Here is a 16,771-nt window from a genome sequence, read left to right as displayed (position 1 = left end):
CGGCTACTGCTCTTCCTTCGCGGCCTTCGTGATCGACTGGGCGACCTGCTCGGGGGACTTGGACCCGGCGATGAGCGCGCCCACCGAGTCGTTGACCTCCTGGCCGACGGCGGGGGCGTAGGCCTGGTCGAGGTAGAGCTGGAAGCCGGTGGCGCCCTTGAGCTGCTTCTGCACCGCCTGGAGATTGCGGTCGGTCAGGGCCTCCTCGGCCGCGGGGACCACGGGCAGGACGCCGGTCTTCTTCACGAGTTCGCGGTCCGTGGTCTCGGAGGCGAAGAACTTCAGGAAGTCCACGGCGGCCTGCGGTGCGCCGCGTCGCAGCGCGTGTCCGCCGCCTCCGCCGAACACCTCGGTGATGCTGCCCTTTCCGCCCTCGACCGCCGGGAAGGGGAAGAAGCCGAGGTCGTCGCCGAGCCCCTTGCCCGCGTCGGCCTGCACCACCGGCGCCCATTGTCCCATCAGCTCCATCGCCGCCCTGCCGTTGCCGACGGTGGCGGCCTGGCCGGTGGGTGTGGAGTAGGAGGCGCCCAGGAAGCCCTTCTGGAACGGCTGCAGGGCGACGAGTTCCTTCACATGCTCGCCGGCCTCGACGAATCCGGGGCCGGTGAAGTCCTTCTCCTCGTTGGCCTTGGTGAGGGCGTCGATGCCGGCGGTGCGCATCGCCAGGTACGCCCAGTAGTACATGCCGGTCCAGGTCTCCTTGCCGGCCAGGGCGAGCGGTGTGACGCCGGCGGACTTCAGCTTGCGCACGGCGTCGAGGAAGCCGTTCCAGGTGGTGGGCGGCTCGCCGATGCCGGCCTTCTTGAAGAGCGCCTTGTTGTACCAGAAGCCGACCATGCCGATGTCGAAGGGGATGCCGTAGAGCTTGTCGTCGAGCAGGTAAGGCTCCTTGGCGACGGGCAGCAGGCCCTCGGAGAAGTCCTTGGTGCGGTCGGTGAGGTCCTCGACCAGCCCGGCGTCGACCTGCTGCTTGAGCACACCGCCGCCCCAGGTGTGGAATATGTCCGGCAGCTTCCCGGAGGAGGTCAGCGCGGTCATCTTCGCCTTGTAGGCGTCGTTCTCGAGCTGGACGATCTTGATCTTGACCTTGGGGTTCTGCGCCTCGAACTTCTTGACCAGGGCGGCCCAGACGGTCTTGGTGGGCTCGGTGGTGGAGATGTTCCACCACTCGATCGTGGTCGTCCCCGACGACCCTCCGTCCGAGTCGCCGCCGCAGCCGCTCAGTGCGGTGATGCCCAGACCGGCCGCGGCGGAGGCCGCCAGGAAGCCGCGGCGGGACAGTGCCGGGTCGCCCATGTCATGCGCTCCTTGGTGGTAGGGGGCGGGTGTCCGCGCATCCGCCCCACCGTGCGTCGAAAGTTTCGAACGAGATCCAGAAACATGCGTTGTTGCCGCACCCTAGAGACAGCCACCAAAGGGTGGCAAGACCTTGTGCAGGGCAAATCTGCGGCCAGCGGGGCGCGCACTCGCCGGACTACGGCCTCGAGCGGACGAAACTTTCGGATCTTCGAGCGAACGTTCCGGCGGCATCGGACGGTATGACCGGTCACCGGACCGGCACCGGACCGTCACCGGCCCCTTGCGGCCTATCGTGATCGGCATGCAGTCCTACACCATCGGCCAGGCAGCACGGCTGCTCGGCGTCAGCCCGGACACGGCCCGCCGCTGGGCCGACGCCGGGCGCCTCACCACCCACCGCGACGAGAACGGCCGCCGCCTGATCGACGGGCGCGACCTGGCCGCGTTCTCGGTCGAACTCGCCCGCTCCACCGCCGCCGAGGAGGGCACCTCCTACACCTCGGCCCGCAACGCCTTCCCCGGCATCGTCACCGCGATCAGGCTCGGTGACGTCGCCGCCCAGGTGGAGATCCAGGCCGGCCCGCACCGGCTGGTCTCCCTGCTGACCCGGGAGGCCGTCGAGGACCTGGGCCTGGAGGTCGGCATGGAGGCCACGGCCCGCGTGAAGTCGACAAACGTCCATATCGACCGCACCTGACGTCGACCGCGTCTGACGGGCCGGGTCGGTCCGGACACGGAAAGGGCTCCGCCCCGGCCGTGCGGCCGGGGCGGAGCCCTTCACTGCGGCGTCAGGCGCCGGGCGATCGGTTCTTCGGACGCGGTGGTCGTCAGTCCTCGTACGCGTCCAGCGGCGGGCAGGAGCAGACCAGGTTGCGGTCGCCGTAGGCCTGGTCGATCCGGCGCACCGGCGGCCAGTACTTGTCGGCGGCGCTCACCTCGCCCGGGAAGACGGCCTCCTGCCGGCTGTAGGGATGCTCCCACTCGCCGCCCAGCATGGACGCCGTGTGCGGGGCGTTGCGCAGCGGGTTGTCGTCCGCGGGCCACTCGCCGGAACCGACCTTCTCGATCTCGGCGCGGATGGCGATCATCGCCTCGCAGAACCGGTCGAGCTCGGTGAGGTCCTCGGACTCGGTCGGCTCGATCATCAGCGTCCCGGCCACCGGGAACGACATGGTCGGCGCGTGGAAGCCGTAGTCGATCAGCCGCTTGGCCACATCGTCCACGGTCACGCCGGTCGCCTTGGTCAGCGGGCGCAGGTCGATGATGCACTCGTGCGCGACCAGCCCGCCGGGGCCGGTGTAGAGCACCGGGTAGTGCGGCTCGAGGCGCTTGGCGATGTAGTTGGCGCTGAGCACGGCGACCTGGGTGGCGCGCTTGAGGGCCTCGCCGCCCATGAGCCGGACGTAGGCCCAGGAGATCGGCAGGATGCTCGCCGAGCCCCACGGCGCCGCGGAGACCGGCCCGACCCCGGTCTCCGGTCCGGCCGCGGGCTGGAGCGGGTGGTTGGGCAGGTACGGGGCCAGGTGCGCCCGCACGCCGACCGGGCCGACGCCGGGACCGCCGCCGCCGTGCGGGATGCAGAAGGTCTTGTGCAGGTTCAGGTGCGAGACGTCGCCGCCGAAGTGGCCGGGCTTGGCCAGGCCGACCAGGGCGTTGAGGTTGGCGCCGTCGACGTAGACCTGCCCGCCGGCCTCGTGCACCCGGGCGCAGATGTCGGCGACGTGCTCCTCGAACACACCGTGCGTCGAGGGGTAGGTGATCATCAGCACCGCCAGCTCGTCGCGGTACTGCTCGATCTTGGCGCGCAGGTCCTCGACGTCGACCTCGCCGTTGTCGGCGGTCTTGACGACGACTACCTTCATGCCGGCCATCACGGCGCTGGCGGCGTTGGTGCCGTGCGCGGAGGACGGGATGAGGCAGATATTGCGCTGCTCGTCGCCGTTGGCCCGGTGGTAGCCGCGGACGGCGAGCAGACCGGCCAGTTCGCCCTGGGACCCGGCGTTGGGCTGGAGCGACACCTTGTCGTAGCCGGTGACCTCGGCGAGGCGCTCCTCCAGCTCGCGGATGAGGGTGAGGTAGCCCTCGGCCTGCTCGGCGGGCGCGAAGGGGTGCAGCGCGCCGAACTCGGGCCAGGTGACCGGCTCCATCTCGGTGGTCGCGTTGAGCTTCATGGTGCAGGAGCCCAGCGGGATCATGCCGCGGTCCAGCGCGTAGTCGCGGTCCGCGAGGCGGCGCAGGTAGCGCAGCATCGCGGTCTCGGAGCGGTGCTGGTGGAAGACCGGGTGGGTCAGGTACTCGTCGGTGCGCAGCAGGGCGTCCGGCAGCGCGTCCCCGACGCTCGCGTCCAGGGCCTCGACGTCGCCCTCGGTACCGAAGGCGCGCCACACGGCGGCGAGCTGCGCCCGGCCGGTGGTCTCGTCGCAGGCGAGGGAGACGTGGTCGGCGTCGACCTGGCGCAGGTTGACTCCGTTGTCCCGGGCAGCGGCGACGATCTCGGCGGCCCGGCCCGGGACCCGCACGGTCAGGGTGTCGAAGTAGGAGCCGTGCACGATCTCGGCGCCGGCGGTGCGCAGGCCCTCGGCGAGGATGGCGGCGTAGCGGTGGGTGCGCCGCGCGATGGTCCGCAGGCCCTCCGGCCCGTGGTAGACGGCGTACATCCCGGCCATCACGGCGAGCAGCACCTGGGCGGTGCAGATGTTGCTGGTGGCCTTCTCGCGGCGGATGTGCTGCTCACGGGTCTGCAGCGCCAGCCGGTAGGCCTTGTGTCCGTCCGCGTCCACCGAGACGCCGACCAGGCGCCCGGGCAGGCTGCGCGCCATCTTCTCCTGGACGGCCATGTAGCCGGCGTGCGGCCCGCCGAAGCCCATGGGCACGCCGAAGCGCTGGGTGGTGCCGACGGCGATGTCGGCGCCCAGCTCGCCGGGCGACTTCAGCAGGGTGAGCGCCAGCAGGTCGGCGGCGACGGTGACGAGCGCGCCGAGCTCGTGCGCCTGGTCGATCACCGGCTTGATGTCGCGGACGGCGCCGGAGGCGCCCGGGTACTGGATGAGGACGCCGTTGATCTCACGCTCGGCGATCTCGGCGGGGATGCCCTCGCTGAGGTCGGCGACGACGACCTCCACGCCGGTCGGTTCGGCGCGGGTCCGGATCACGGCGATGGTCTGCGGCAGCGCGTCCGCGTCGACCAGGAACAGGCCCTTCTTGTTCTTGCCCATGCGCCGGGACAGCGCCATCGCCTCGGCTGCGGCGGTGCCCTCGTCGAGCAGGGAGGCCCCGGAGGTCGGCAGGCCGGTGAGGTCGGCGACCATGGTCTGGAAGTTCAGCAGCGCCTCGAGCCGGCCCTGCGAGATCTCCGGCTGGTAGGGCGTGTAGGCCGTGTACCAGGCGGGGTTCTCCATCACGTTCCGCAGGATCACGGGCGGGGTGAAGGTCCCGTAGTAGCCGAGCCCGATCATGGAGTCGAGCACCTGGTTGCGGTCGGCCAGCGAGCGCAGCTCGGCCAGCACCTCGGCCTCGGTGCGGGCGCCCGGCAGGTCCAGCGCGTCGGCGTTCTTGATCACATCCGGCACCGCGGCGGCGGTCAGCTCGTCGAGCGACCCGTAGCCGACCTGGGCGAGCATCTTGGCCCGGGCCTCGTGGTCGGGGCCGATGTGGCGCTGCTCGAAGGGCGTTCCCTGTTCGAGCTCGGAGAGCGGAGTGCGGTGGGCGGTCATTGCGGAGGCCTCCTGGTCTGACGACCTTCGAGGGGCACCACGGCGCGGGTGCCCGGACGGCCTCCCCCTCTGTCATCTCGACCTGAGAGCTTCACCGGATCGCCGTAAGGGACCCGGCTTTCACCGTCGGTGAGAGCGGAAGCCGTGACACCCGCCCTGCTTTCCAGAGTGACCTCGTCCGTGCGGTACGTGGGCCTGAGAGATTCCGGGGAGGATTTGCTCCTTCGGCGCCTCCAGTGGGGCCTGGAGGACTCTCCCGCACAGGGTCAGCGGCCGTCTGCCAGCGTACCAGCGAGAGCAAGGCCGGGCCCTGGCCGGGAACCTTCGAGTGGCCGCCGCATCGTTTGTGCCGTTTTGTAGTACTTACGGATGAGTTTTGCGACCAGTGGAGGGCCCGTGGACACCGACATCGATCCGCGCAACCTGATCGGCCGCAAGGCGTTCGACCGCAACGGAAACCGCATCGGCACGGTCGACGAGGTGTACCTCGACGACGCCACCGGCGTGCCCGAGTGGGCGGCGATACGCACCGGCCTGTTCAGCAGGGACGCGTTCGTTCCCCTGGAACCGAGCGAGCTGATCGACGGCGCCCTCCACGTGCCCTACGACCGCGCCCTGATCAAGGACGCCCCCGACTTCGGCGTGGGCCGCCACCTCTCCCCGGAGCAGGAGCTCCAGCTCTACCACCACTACGGCCTGGACGTGGCCGCCCCGCCCCCGCTCCGGGACCGCGACTTCGGCAAACTGGCCGGCAAGGACAAGCAGACCTGACCCCCGCGGCGTACGGGACCGACGGCCTCCGCGGATAACTCCGCCGTCGTCCCTGCGGGCCCCGCCCCACCGTCCGTCCCCGTGCCGGCGGGTGCCGCCCCTGCACCACGTCCCGTGACCGCGGGTGCCGCGTCCCCGTCCGCTTTCGCGCCCGCGTGCGCCGTCCCGCCGTCGGTCCTCGCGCAGGCGTGCTCCGCACGGCCTTCGGGCCTTGCGCCCGTGGCCGCGCCGCCCTCCATCCCCGTGCCCGCAGGCGCCGCGCCGCCGTCCATCCCCGTGCCCGCAGGTGCCGCGCCGCCGTCCATCCCCGTGCCCGCAGGTGCCGCGCCGCCGTCCATCCCCGTGCCCGCAGGTGCCGCGCCGCCGTCCATCCCCGTGCCCGCAGGTGCCGCGCCACGGTCCGTCGTGACCGCAGGCGCCACACCACCGTCCGACCTCGGACCCGCGGACGCCGCATGACGGCCCGCGCCCGCGGACGCCACACCACGGCCCGTCTCTGTGCCCGCAGGTGCCGTACCGCCGTGCGTCCTCGTGCCCCCGGACGCCGCAACACCGTCCGCCCCCGGGCCCGCGGATGCCGCCCCGTCATCCGTGCCCGGCTCCCTGTGCGCCGCGTCGCCGCTTGCGGCAGGCCCCGCTTCCGCACCCTTTGGGCGTCGCGTACCCGCCGCCGAGGAGGCCGGGGACGGTCTTCGGGTCACCAGCGGCAGCGGGTCCGCCGGCTCGAGCGCCGGGTCGTCGACCCGGAAGGTCCGGACCCGTCCCGGGGGCGAGTCCGGGGTTTCGAAGCGCACGGTCACCCGGCCGAGGCCGCTGCCCTGCACCCAGCCGTGCCCGTACTCGGCGTGCCGCACGTCGTGGCCTGCGGGCCAGCGGCGCTCGGCCGGCGCCGGTGCCTCCTGGGTCGGCTCGGTCACCGGTTCCCCGGCGCCCGGGGACGAGTCCTCCTCGCGCTCCCCCGCCGCCTGGGCGAAGAGGTCCTCCTGGGTGAAGTCGGCCAGTCCGCTCACCCCTACGCCGAGCAGCCGCACCCCGCCCGTGGTCTCCACGGAGTCCAGCAGCCGCGCCGCCGCCTCCCGCACCACGGCCGGGTCGTCCGTGGGGCCGCGCAGGGTCTCGGACCGGGTCAGCGTGGAGAAGTCGTACCGGCGCACCTTCAGCACGATGGTCCGCCCGGACAGTCCGGCCGCGCGCAGCCGGCGCACGCACCGGTCGGCGAGCCGGCGCACCTCCATCGCCACCCGCACCCGGTCGTGGATGTCCACGTCGTAGGTGTCCTCGACGGACACCGACTTGGTCTCCCGCTCGGCCACCACCGGCCGATCGTCCCGCGCCAGCGCCATCGCGTAGAGCGCCTGCCCGTGCGCCTTGCCGAGCAGCCGCACCAGCTCGTCCTCGCCGGCCTCGGCCAGCTCGCCGACCGTGTGGATGCCGGCCCTGCGCAGATGGTCACCGGTGGCCGGTCCGACCCCCGGCAGCGTGCGCACGGACAACGGCGCCAGCAGCTCCCGCTCGGTGCCCGGCTCGATCACGGCCAGCCCGTCCGGCTTGGCGTGCTCGGAGGCGATCTTCGCCAGCATCTTGGAGGCCGCGAGCCCCACCGAGCCGGTCAGCCCGGTGACCTCCCGGATGTCCGCGCGCAGCTTGGCGCCGGCCAGCCGCGCCGAACGCTCGTCCCAGGCGGTCCCGCCGGCCTCCAGGTCCACGAACGCCTCGTCCAGGCTCAGCGGCTCCACCAGCGGCGACAGGGCCCGCAGCAGCTCCATGACCTCCTCGCTGATCGACCGGTAGAACGCGAACCGCGGCACCAGATACGCGGCGTGCGGGGCGAGCCGCCGCGCCTGTGCCATGGGCATCGCGGAATGCACCCCGAAGACCCGCGCCTCGTAGGAGCAGGTGGCAACCACCCCGCGCGGTCCCAGCCCGCCCACGATCACGGCCTTCCCGCGCAGGCTCGGCTTGGACGCCTGCTCCACCGACGCGAAGAAGGCATCCATGTCGAGATGCAGAATCGTAGGCGCGGACCTCACATCTCCGATGCTGCCCTACGCCACTGACAAGCGCTTCAGACCGCCCGGTTGCGGCGGCGGGCCAGCTCGTCGGCCGGGTTGTGCCCGATCAGCGTCTCGCCGGTGTCGATGCGTTCCCCGTGCAGCTGGGACAGGGCGTTCTCGACGTCCCGCCACACCACGCCCACGGCGATCCCGAAGATGCCCTGGCCGCCCTGAAGCAGGGCGTGCACCTCGTCCGGCGAGGTGCACTCGTAGACCGTGGCGCCGTCGCTCATCAGCGTCATCCGCTCCAGGTCACGGAAGCCGCGCTCACGCAGATGCTGCACGGCGGTGCGGATGTTCTGCAGCGAGACCCCGGTGTCGAGGAACCGCTTGACGATCTTCAGGACGACGACGTCCCGGAAGCTGTAGAGCCGCTGGGTCCCCGAACCGTAGGCGGGCCGCACGCTCGGTTCGACCAGGCCCGTGCGGGCCCAGTAGTCGAGCTGCCGGTAGGTGATGCCGGCCGCGGCACAGGCCGTGGGCCCTCGATAGCCGATCTGCTCGGACGCCATGGACGCAGCCCCTCCGCTGTCCGGCACCGGTGTCGGCCGCTGCGGAGCGCGGGCGGCGGTACCGTTCTGGGCCGGGTAGCCCATGTTCGACCGAAGCCGGGAGCCGGGAGGAGGGTACGGCCCGCCCGCCCCGAGGCTGCGCCCGGGGGCACCTCCCGCCGTACCGTCGCCGCTGCTTCTCACGCCGACCTCCGTCCTTGACCTGCCTCCTCGACGGTAGGCAGTCACCAAGGGTGCGTCAACGATCGCCACACTCGGCACGCCGAGTGATAATCACCCTAAGAGTGGTTTCCCGTGCCCGTCCGCCGGGAAAGGCTAGCCGAATGGCCTCTGGCGGGGCGGTCGGTCACTGGTTGCTGGTCCCGAAGTCCTCCGGCGAGATCTGGTCGAGGAACTCGCGGAACTTCTCGACCTCGTCCTCCTGTTCGTCTGGGATGGCGATGCCGGCGTCGTCGAGCACCGTGTCACTGCCGTAGATCGGCGTCCCGGTGCGCAGCGCCAGCGCTATGGCGTCGGACGGGCGGGCGCTCACCTCCACCCCGCTCGCGAAGACCAGCTCCGCATAGAAGACGCCCTCACGCAGATCCGTGATACGCACTTCCGTGAGCTCCTGGCCCACGGCCTCGAGCACGTCCTTGAACAGGTCGTGGGTCAGCGGCCGTGCGGGAGCCATGCCCTGCTGGGCGAAGGCGATGGCCGTCGCCTCCCCCGGTCCGATCCAGATGGGGAGGTAGCGGTCCCCTCCCACTTCACGCAACAGCACGATCGGTTGGTTGGAGGGCATTTCGACCCGGACACCTACGACATCGAGCTCGTTCACACAGCAACCCTAGGCCGTGCCCGGGACGTTTGGGTAGTCGGACCGGGATCGGGTGGCGAATCCGGCGCCACAGGACCTCGCGATCAGGGCAGACGGACGCCGAGCGCCGTCCGTACCAGCGCCGCGTGCAGCTTCACCGTCAGCCCGGCCAGCTCCTTGGTGCGGGCCTCGGCATGGGCCCTGGTCTGCGGGTTGCGGTGGCGTCTGAGCGGGGCGACGACCTGCTCCACCAGGCCGGCCTCCCGGTCCGCGGCGGCCTTCATGGCTCTGAGGTGCCGCGGCTCGATGCCGTGCCGTCCCAGCTCCCCGACCAGCTCGGCGATGGTGACCGCCTCGGCGTCGTAGACGCCGTCCTCCACCTGGGTGAGCAGCCCGTACGACTCCCACTCCGCGAGCGTCCGCTCGTCGATGCCGGCGGCCGCGAGCAGCTGCTCCCGGCCGATGCGGGCCGCGGTGGGGCCGTCGGCCACGGGCTCGCCGGCGGTGTGCGCGTCCCGCTGGCGGCCCACCGCGGGCAGCAGGACCGCCTCGCCGCGCTCCATCGCCGCCAGATGCTCACGGATCACCTTCAGCGGCAGATACAGGTCCCGCTGCATCCTGAGCACCAGGCCGAGGCGCTCGACGTCGGCGGCGCTGAACTTGCGGTACCCCGACGGGGTCCGCTGCGGCTCGATGAGCCCCTCCGACTCCAGGAAGCGGATCTTGGAGATGGTGACCTCGGGGAACTCCTCGCGCAGCACGTTCAGCACCGTGCCGATGCTCATCAGTCCGGTGTCCGGTGCGGCGGTGCCGTGCCCGGCACCGCCGCTCGGTGTGTGAGGCATGAACCTTCCCTCGGTCCCCGGTCGGCGTCCGGGGAGGGTCAGTAGCCCCGCTGGCTCGTGTAGAAGACCAGCCGGTACTTGCCGATCTGCACCTCGTCGCCGTTGGACAGGGCGACCTGGTCGATCCGCTCGCGGTTGACGTAGGTGCCGTTCAGGCTGCCCACGTCCGCGACGGTGAAGGAACCGTCCGGGCCCCGGCGGAACTCCACGTGCCGCCGGGAGACGGTCACGTCGTCCAGGAAGATGTCACTCTGCGGATGACGGCCCGCCGTGGTCAGGTCGCCGTCGAGCAGGAAGCGGCTGCCCGCGTTCGGCCCGCGGCGCACGACCAGCAGCGCCGACCCCTGGGGCAGTGCGTCCACGGCCGCCTGCGCCTCCGGGGACAGCGCCGGCACCGGCGTCTGCCCGGTGGCCTCGGCGTCGTAGGCCTCGATACCGGAGATGGAGATGGTGGACGTCGTCTCGGACGACCGCTCCGGGGTGACGCCGGGCCTCAGGGGGGCGCCGCAGTTGGAGCAGAAGCGGCTGTTCTCCGCATTGCGGTTACCGCACCTCGTACACACCAGGGCCGACATGGACGGATCCTCCTGCCGCGGCTGCCCACCAGGGGCTTGGGACGCGTACGGGCCCGAAAAGTCTCCACCCGTACCTGAGGTTGACGGTTGTCCGAAACCTATGCCGCCCTGCTGGGCAGGGTCAACCGACGGCGCGCCCTGGCCGCCGACCTCGTCCCGGAACAGCGGACGCTGCCCTTCCGCCTCGGGCTGTGCGCGGTGCTGAGGGGTGGCGTCGCCGCTGCCCTCTCGCGCGCTCTTGCCGAACAACTTCGCAAACAACTTCACGGGCGATTCCCCTTGACCGAAACAGACCCGCCCGTGGGGCAGGACGAACCCTGACTGAACACTCTGGCCGACCCGGACATCCTCACAACGTCCGTATCCACCAGACAGTTTCCACCACGCACCAGCCAATCGGTGCGCCGACCCCCCGCAAGCTCATGCCCGCGCCGGACGCCCCCCGCATACCCCCCGTTCACTGGGAGGACGACCGAGCGTAGTCAGGCCGCTTCGCCGCTCGCAAGGCATCGACGACGATCTTGGTCGACCGTTCCACGGCTACGGTGGCCTGTTCCTTCTCGAGAGTCTGCACCACGCCTCCGGGAATGTTGAGAGCCGGCTCCAGGTCCTGCGGCTTGCCGATGACCTTGAAACGATAGGGGGCGTTGATCTTGTTCCCGTCGACGCTCACTCCGTTGCCCGAATCCGCGAGATAGGTCCCGGCGACGACCCGCACGCCGTTCACCTGGATCGCCTCGGCCCCGGCAGCGCGCAGCTCCTGGATGGCGTCGAGCAGCATGTCCGCCTCGACCGTCCCCTTCGTGTCCTCGATGGTCATCGTGATCCCCGGGCCCTGAGCGGCCACGGTGCCCGCCAGTACGCCGAGTTGCCGCTCCTTCTCGATCGTCTGCTTGCGGGCCTCCTCGGCCTGGTCGGAGCTGTTCTCCAGCTCGTCGCGCTGCTTCTCGAGCCCTTGCTTCTCGTCCTCCAGACGCTGAGTGCGGTCGTCGAGTTCATCGAGAATGCGCACGAGATCCTCCTGGCGGGCCCCGCGCAGGGCGCTGTCGGTCTCGCTGTTGGAGGCCACCTGGACGGCCAGGCCGAAGCCGAGGCCGAACAGCAGCAGCGCCACGATGAGTTGGGCCCGGGTGACGCGGGGCGGCCACAGCCCGTTGATCAGCCGCTGCCGCCCGGTGAGCTCCGGCGCGGCATCGGAGCCGGGCCCCTGCCGGTCGTCCGCCTGCCCGGCGGGCCGCGCCGCGCCCGCCTCGGCCTCCCGGTCGGCCTTACTGCCGGCCTTCGCCTCGCCCGGCACCTCGTCCGGCAGCTCCTTGCGCAGTCCGCCCGCCCGTGCTGCCGGGGGCGCGGCCTTCGGCTGCTCGCCGCCCGCCCGCTCGCGTGCCCCCTGCTCGCGTGCGCTGCCGGGCTCGCGCCCGCCGTCGTGCTCGCGCTCGCGCTCGTTGTCCTGCTCGCTCATCGGCCTCACGCCCGGAACACGTGCCGGCGGATCGCCGCGGCGTTGGAGAAGATGCGGATGCCGAGGACCACCACGACACCGGTGGACAGCTGCGCTCCCACGCCCAGCTTGTCGCCGAGGAACACGATCAGCGCGGCGACGACCACGTTGGACAGGAACGACACCACGAAGACCTTGTCGTCGAATATCCCGTCGAGCATGGCCCGGAACCCGCCGAAGACGGCGTCCAGCGCCGCCACCACGGCGATCGGGAGATACGGCTCGACGACGGCAGGAACCTCGGGCCGGACCAACAGGCCGGCCACGACTCCCACGACGAGGCCCAGTACGGCGATCACGATGTGCCCTTCTCGGTTTCGGATATCGGCTGTGCGGTGCGCACGATGACGCTCGGTGCGGCGGGCAGCCGGAGGTCGTCCTCCACGGAGAGGGCGGTCCGGATGCCGTAGTTCTCCTGCAGGGCATGCAGATACAGGCCGTCCGCGCTGTTCTGGAACCGGTCGCTGAGATTCCGGCCGTCCCCCACCGCCAGCACCGTGTACGGCGGCACCAGCGGCCTGTTGTCGACCAGTATCGCGTCGCCCGCCGCCCTGATCGCCGACAGGGCGGTGAGCCGCTGTCCGTTGATCGAGACGGCTTCCGCGCCGGACGCCCACAGCCCGTTGACCACGCGCTGCATGTCACGGTCGCGGACCCGGCCCGTGTCGGAGAACCCGGAGGCCGAACGGGGGTCCCCCTCGCCGCCCGCGCTCGACCCCTTGGCGTCGTCGACCACGAGCTTCACTCCGGGCCCGTGCACCGGTGTGGCGCCGGACAGGATGCCGACCAGTTCGGACCGGGCACTGCTGCCGCCGTGCCCGATCGCCTCGCGCTGCCGGGCGCTGACCTCCGCCCGCAGTTTGTCGACGCTCTTCTCCAGCCGGTCGGCGGCCTCGGTCTCCCGGTCGATCCGGTCGATCAGCTCCTCGCGCTCCTTGGCGACGACCGGTGCGGCCACCCGTGCCTGCGCCGCTCCCACGGTCACGACCAGGGCGGCGAGCACCAGCCCCGCGGCGAGCCCCAGCTTGGCCCTGAGCGTCTTCGGCAGGCCCCCCTCCCCCTCGGCCTTCTTCCGGGCTGCGGCCTCGGCGTAGCCGTCGTCGAGACTGTGGTCCATGACGTTGGTGAGCAACGACATCGACGCATCCGGGCGCGGCGGCCGCTGGGGGGTGCTCCGAACAGGGGGTTGCTGCGGCATGCCGCACATCGTCGCACGCCGCGCCCACTGCCTTCGAACGACCCTGCCCGTGTGCCGGGCGGCACCCCCTCGGGGCACTGCCCGGCACACGGGCTCGGTTGGTTTCGGGGTCCGCCGCTACCGGCCCGCGCTGTCCACCACGGCCGACCACTCGTCGAGCAGCGCCTGCGCGGAGGCGTCGTCCGGTCCCTCGGCCCACAGGTGCGTGACCGCCTCGGCCGGGTCGGGCAGCACCATCACCCAGCGGCCGTCGGCCTCCACCACCCGCACGCCGTCGGTGGTGTCCACATGGCGGTCTCCGGCCGCCTCGACGACCCGGCGCATCACCAGGCCCTTGACCGCCCACGGGGTCGCCAGGTCCCGCTTGATCACATGCGCACGCGGGATGCGCGCATCGATCTGGCTGAGGGTCAGCTGCGTGCGCGCGACCAGCCCGATCAGCCGGACGAACGCCGCGGTGCCGTCATAGACACTGCTGAACTCGGGGACGATGAAGCCGCCCCTGCCGTCACCGCCGAAGATGGTGCCGTCCTCGCGGCCGACGCGGGTGAGGTCGTCCGGCGAGGTGGTCGTCCACTCGACCTGGGTGCCGTGATACGCGGCCACCTGCTCGGCGATCCGCGTGGTGGTCACCGGGAGCGCCACCCGGCCGCTGCGCCGCTCGGCGGCGATCAGGTCGAGCATCACCAGCAGGGCCCGGTCGTCCTCGATGATCCGGCCCTTCTCGTCGACCAGGGACAGCCGCTCGCCGACCGGGTCGAAGCGCACGCCGAACGCGGCGCCCGAGGAGGCCACGATCTCCCCGAGCCGGACCAGTCCCGCGCGCCGCTGGTCGGCCGTCTCGGTCGGCCGGGACTCGTCCAGTCCGGGGTTGATGGTCAGCGAGTCCACCCCGAGCTTGCCGAGCAGGCTCGGCAGCACCAGGCCGGCGCTTCCGTTCGAGGCGTCCACGACGACCTTGAGCCCGGACTCGGCGATCCCGGTGATGTCGACATTGCGCAGCAGCGAGCCGGTGTACGAGTCGAAGACGCTGGACGGGAAGTGCAGGTCGCCGATCTCGCCGGGGAACGCACGCCGGTACTCCTGGCGTGCGAACACGCGGTCCAGCTTGCGCTGGCTGGCCTGGGACAGGTCGGCGCCGTTCCCGTCGAAGAACATGATGTCGACGGAGTCCGGCACACCGGGGGTGGTCCGGATCATGATGCCGCCGGCGCTGCCCCGCGCGGTCTGCTGCCGGGCCACGGGCAGCGGCACGTTCTCCAGGTCGCGCACGTCGATGGCGCTGGCCTGCAGCGCGGAGATGACCGCCCGCTTGAGCGCGCGGGCACCGCGGGAGTGGTCGCGGGCCGTGGTGACCGTCGAGCCCTTCTTGAGGGTCGTCGCATAGGCTCCGGCCAGCCGCACGGCCAGCTCGGGGGTGATCTCGACGTTCAGGATGCCGGAGACGCCGCGGGCGCCGAAGAGATGCGCCTGCCCTCTGGACTCCCAGATCACCGAGGTGTTGACGAAGGCACCGGCCTCGATGGTCTTGAACGGGTAGACCCGCACATTGCCCTGGACGATCGATTCTTCACCGATCAGGCACTCGTCACCGATGACGGCGCCGTCCTCGATCCGGGCCGCCCGCATGACGTCGGTGTTCTTGCCGAGCACGCAGCCGCGGAGGTTGCTGTGCGGCCCCACGTAGACGTTGTCGTGGACGACGGCCTTGTGCAGGAAGGCGCCGCTCTTGACGACGACGTTGGAGCCGATGACCGTGTGCTCGCGGATCTCCGCGCCGGCCTCGACCTTGGCGTAGTCGCCGATGTACAGCGGTCCGCGCAGTACGGCGTCGGGGTGCACCTCGGCGCCCTCGGCCACCCAGACGCCCGGGGAGATCTCGAAGCCGTCGATGTCGACGTCGACCTTGCCCTCGAGGACGTCGGCCTGCGCCTTCACATAGCTCTCGTGGGTTCCGACGTCCTCCCAGTAGCCCTCGGCGACATAGCCGTAGATCGGCTTGCCTTCCTTCATCAGCTGCGGGAAGACATCACCCGACCAGTCGACGGGCACGTCGGGCTCGACATAGTCGAAGACCTCGGGCTCCATCACGTAGATGCCGGTGTTCACGGTGTCGGAGAACACCTGGCCCCAGGTGGGCTTCTCCAGGAAGCGCTCGACCTTTCCGTCCTCGTCCACGATGGTGATGCCGAACTCCAGGGGATTCGGCACACGGGTCAGGCAGACCGTGACCATCGCGCCCTTTTCCTTGTGGAAGTTGATGAGCTCGGTCAGGTCGAAGTCGGTCAGCGCGTCGCCGGAGATGACGAGGAAGGCATCGTCCTTCAGAGCCTCCTCGGCGTTCTTGACGCTTCCTGCGGTGCCGAGTGGCTTCTCCTCATTGGCATAGGTGAGCTCCATACCGAGCTCTTCGCCGTCACCGAAGTAGTTCTTGACGAGTGACGCCAAGAATTGGACAGTCACAACGGTTTCGTTGAGCCCATGCTTTTTGAGCAGCCGCAGAACATGCTCCATGATCGGCCTATTGACCACCGGCAGGAGCGGCTTGGGCATGCTTGAGGTCATGGGGCGCAGGCGCGTGCCTTCGCCCCCGGCCATCACAACGGCCTTCATGTCGGAAGCGTCCTCCTCGAAGAGACGACGGTCTGGCCGACTCACCCACCAGGATTGTCCCGCACAGTTTTCAAGCGGGCGACCGCACCGGCATGCGCGCGCCTGTCAGCGGGTTCAATCGGCCATGGCGTCCGCCCGGACCAGTCGGCGGACTTGCACCACGTAGAGGACTCCTGCCCACCAATACAGGGTTGTACCCCATCCGGCGAACGCCCATCCGAAAATAGCAGCGAGTGACGCGATCCAGCCACTTCCGTCACTGAGCAGGAGCAGCGGGAAGGCATACATCAAGTTGAAGGTGGCGGCCTTGCCGAGGAAGTTCACCTGCGGCGGCGGATAGCCGTGACGCCGGAGGATACCCACCATCACCAGCAGAACCAGCTCTCGCGCCAGCAGCACACAGGTCAGCCACAGCGGCAGAATCTCGCGCCAGGTGAGACCGACCAAGGTCGAAAGTATGTAGAGCCGGTCGGCCGCGGGATCGAGCAGCCGGCCCAGGCTGCTGATCTGGTTCCATCGCCGTGCGAGCTTGCCGTCCAGATAGTCGGTGACACCGCTGAGGGCCAGGACCAGCAGGGCCCAGCCGTCGCTCTTCGGACCGCCGAACTCGGGGCGCAGGATCAGCCACAGGAACAGGGGCACGCCGACGAGCCTCGCCATGCTGAGGATGTTCGGGATGGTGAGGACACGGTCCGTCTGGACGCGAGTCTCCTGGACCTCCACCCGGGGGCCTCCTGTGGGGAAACGAGCCAACGATGCTCCCTGACCTTACATCAACGCAGAAAAGCTCCGGCTCTCGGGCTGTACGCCCAAGAGCCGGAGCTGCAAAAGGAGTTCGGCGGCGTCCTACTCTCCCACAGGGTCCCCCCTGCAGTACCATCGGCGCTGTAAGGC

At 70.6% G+C, this 16,771-nt stretch carries 13 protein-coding genes, 1 pseudogene and 1 riboswitch; of the genes and pseudogenes, 2 read left to right on the top strand and 12 right to left on the bottom strand.

Going from position 1 to position 16,771, the window contains the following annotated elements; genetic code table 11:
• Nucleotides 1-3 precede the first annotated feature (3 nt).
• Nucleotides 4-1,296: an extracellular solute-binding protein gene (locus ABD207_RS25375; protein WP_344015451.1), complete on the bottom strand. Its 1,293-nt coding sequence runs from the start codon at nucleotides 1,294-1,296 to the stop codon at nucleotides 4-6.
• 304 nt (nucleotides 1,297-1,600) lie between these two features.
• Here ABD207_RS25375 and ABD207_RS25370 point away from each other — a divergent pair, with 304 nt between their 5' ends.
• Entirely contained in the window at nucleotides 1,601-1,996 is a 396-nt protein-coding gene (locus tag ABD207_RS25370; protein WP_344015450.1) for a TOBE domain-containing protein, read from the top strand.
• A gap of 130 nt (nucleotides 1,997-2,126) precedes the next feature.
• Here ABD207_RS25370 and gcvP read toward each other — a convergent pair whose 3' ends face one another.
• Nucleotides 2,127-5,012 carry an aminomethyl-transferring glycine dehydrogenase gene (gene gcvP, locus ABD207_RS25365; protein WP_344015449.1) on the bottom strand — a complete coding sequence of 962 codons (2,886 nt, stop codon included), beginning with the start codon at nucleotides 5,010-5,012 and terminating at the stop codon, nucleotides 2,127-2,129.
• Between the two features lie 173 nt (nucleotides 5,013-5,185).
• A riboswitch (glycine riboswitch) is annotated at nucleotides 5,186-5,281 on the bottom strand.
• Nucleotides 5,282-5,408: 127 nt separating this feature from the next.
• Between gcvP and ABD207_RS25360 the strand changes: the two genes are divergently transcribed.
• Complete coding sequence (locus ABD207_RS25360) at nucleotides 5,409-5,783, top strand: PRC-barrel domain-containing protein (RefSeq protein ID WP_343998408.1); 375 nt, start codon at nucleotides 5,409-5,411, stop codon at nucleotides 5,781-5,783.
• 694 nt (nucleotides 5,784-6,477) lie between these two features.
• Here ABD207_RS25360 and ABD207_RS25355 read toward each other — a convergent pair.
• The 10 genes and pseudogenes from ABD207_RS25355 to clsA form a co-directional block, all read right to left on the bottom strand.
• Nucleotides 6,478-7,813 (bottom strand): annotated as a pseudogene (locus ABD207_RS25355) (DNA polymerase IV); the annotation flags it as partial.
• 35 nt (nucleotides 7,814-7,848) lie between these two features.
• Nucleotides 7,849-8,532 (bottom strand): MerR family transcriptional regulator, encoded by a 684-nt coding sequence (locus tag ABD207_RS25350; protein ID WP_344015448.1) that lies wholly within the window; start codon nucleotides 8,530-8,532, stop codon nucleotides 7,849-7,851.
• Nucleotides 8,533-8,695: 163 nt separating this feature from the next.
• Nucleotides 8,696-9,169, bottom strand: coding sequence for a bifunctional nuclease family protein (locus tag ABD207_RS25345; protein WP_004934251.1), 474 nt, complete (start codon nucleotides 9,167-9,169; stop codon nucleotides 8,696-8,698).
• Between the two features lie 83 nt (nucleotides 9,170-9,252).
• Entirely contained in the window at nucleotides 9,253-9,993 is a 741-nt protein-coding gene (gene ftsR, locus ABD207_RS25340; RefSeq protein WP_344015447.1) for a transcriptional regulator FtsR, read from the bottom strand.
• A gap of 38 nt (nucleotides 9,994-10,031) precedes the next feature.
• Entirely contained in the window at nucleotides 10,032-10,964 is a 933-nt protein-coding gene (locus ABD207_RS25335; RefSeq protein WP_344015446.1) for an FHA domain-containing protein, read from the bottom strand.
• 61 nt (nucleotides 10,965-11,025) lie between these two features.
• Nucleotides 11,026-12,027 carry a DUF881 domain-containing protein gene (locus ABD207_RS25330; protein WP_344015445.1) on the bottom strand — a complete coding sequence of 334 codons (1,002 nt, stop codon included), beginning with the start codon at nucleotides 12,025-12,027 and terminating at the stop codon, nucleotides 11,026-11,028.
• A gap of 5 nt (nucleotides 12,028-12,032) precedes the next feature.
• Nucleotides 12,033-12,365: a small basic family protein gene (locus ABD207_RS25325; protein WP_344015444.1), complete on the bottom strand. Its 333-nt coding sequence runs from the start codon at nucleotides 12,363-12,365 to the stop codon at nucleotides 12,033-12,035.
• Nucleotides 12,362-13,273: a DUF881 domain-containing protein gene (locus tag ABD207_RS25320; RefSeq protein WP_344015442.1), complete on the bottom strand. Its 912-nt coding sequence runs from the start codon at nucleotides 13,271-13,273 to the stop codon at nucleotides 12,362-12,364. The genes ABD207_RS25325 and ABD207_RS25320 overlap by 4 nt, the downstream gene beginning before the upstream one ends.
• 108 nt (nucleotides 13,274-13,381) lie before the next feature.
• Complete coding sequence (locus ABD207_RS25315) at nucleotides 13,382-15,877, bottom strand: sugar phosphate nucleotidyltransferase (RefSeq protein WP_344015441.1); 2,496 nt, start codon at nucleotides 15,875-15,877, stop codon at nucleotides 13,382-13,384.
• Nucleotides 15,878-15,991: 114 nt separating this feature from the next.
• Nucleotides 15,992-16,600 (bottom strand): cardiolipin synthase ClsA, encoded by a 609-nt coding sequence (clsA, locus tag ABD207_RS25310; RefSeq protein ID WP_344015440.1) that lies wholly within the window; start codon nucleotides 16,598-16,600, stop codon nucleotides 15,992-15,994.
• Between the last annotated feature and the right edge of the window lie 171 nt (nucleotides 16,601-16,771).

Origin of the sequence: Streptomyces thermospinosisporus, from assembly GCF_039526425.1 — a bacterium.
Lineage (GTDB): Bacteria > Actinomycetota > Actinomycetes > Streptomycetales > Streptomycetaceae > Streptomyces > Streptomyces thermocarboxydovorans.
This window is presented reverse-complemented; position numbering and strand designations above follow the sequence as displayed.

What these genes read in the sequence shown, in the direction of transcription:
- gcvP (WP_344015449.1), bottom strand. Translation starts at nt 5,012, where the DNA reads ATGACCGCCCACCGCACTCCGCTCTCCGAGCTCGAACAGGGAACGCCC.
- ftsR (WP_344015447.1), bottom strand. Translation starts at nt 9,993, where the DNA reads ATGCCTCACACACCGAGCGGCGGTGCCGGGCACGGCACCGCCGCACCG.
- ABD207_RS25330 (WP_344015445.1), bottom strand. Translation starts at nt 12,027, where the DNA reads ATGAGCGAGCAGGACAACGAGCGCGAGCGCGAGCACGACGGCGGGCGC.
- ABD207_RS25375 (WP_344015451.1), bottom strand. Translation starts at nt 1,296, where the DNA reads ATGGGCGACCCGGCACTGTCCCGCCGCGGCTTCCTGGCGGCCTCCGCC.
- ABD207_RS25370 (WP_344015450.1), top strand. Translation starts at nt 1,601, where the DNA reads ATGCAGTCCTACACCATCGGCCAGGCAGCACGGCTGCTCGGCGTCAGC.
- ABD207_RS25315 (WP_344015441.1), bottom strand. Translation starts at nt 15,877, where the DNA reads ATGAAGGCCGTTGTGATGGCCGGGGGCGAAGGCACGCGCCTGCGCCCC.
- ABD207_RS25320 (WP_344015442.1), bottom strand. Translation starts at nt 13,273, where the DNA reads ATGTGCGGCATGCCGCAGCAACCCCCTGTTCGGAGCACCCCCCAGCGG.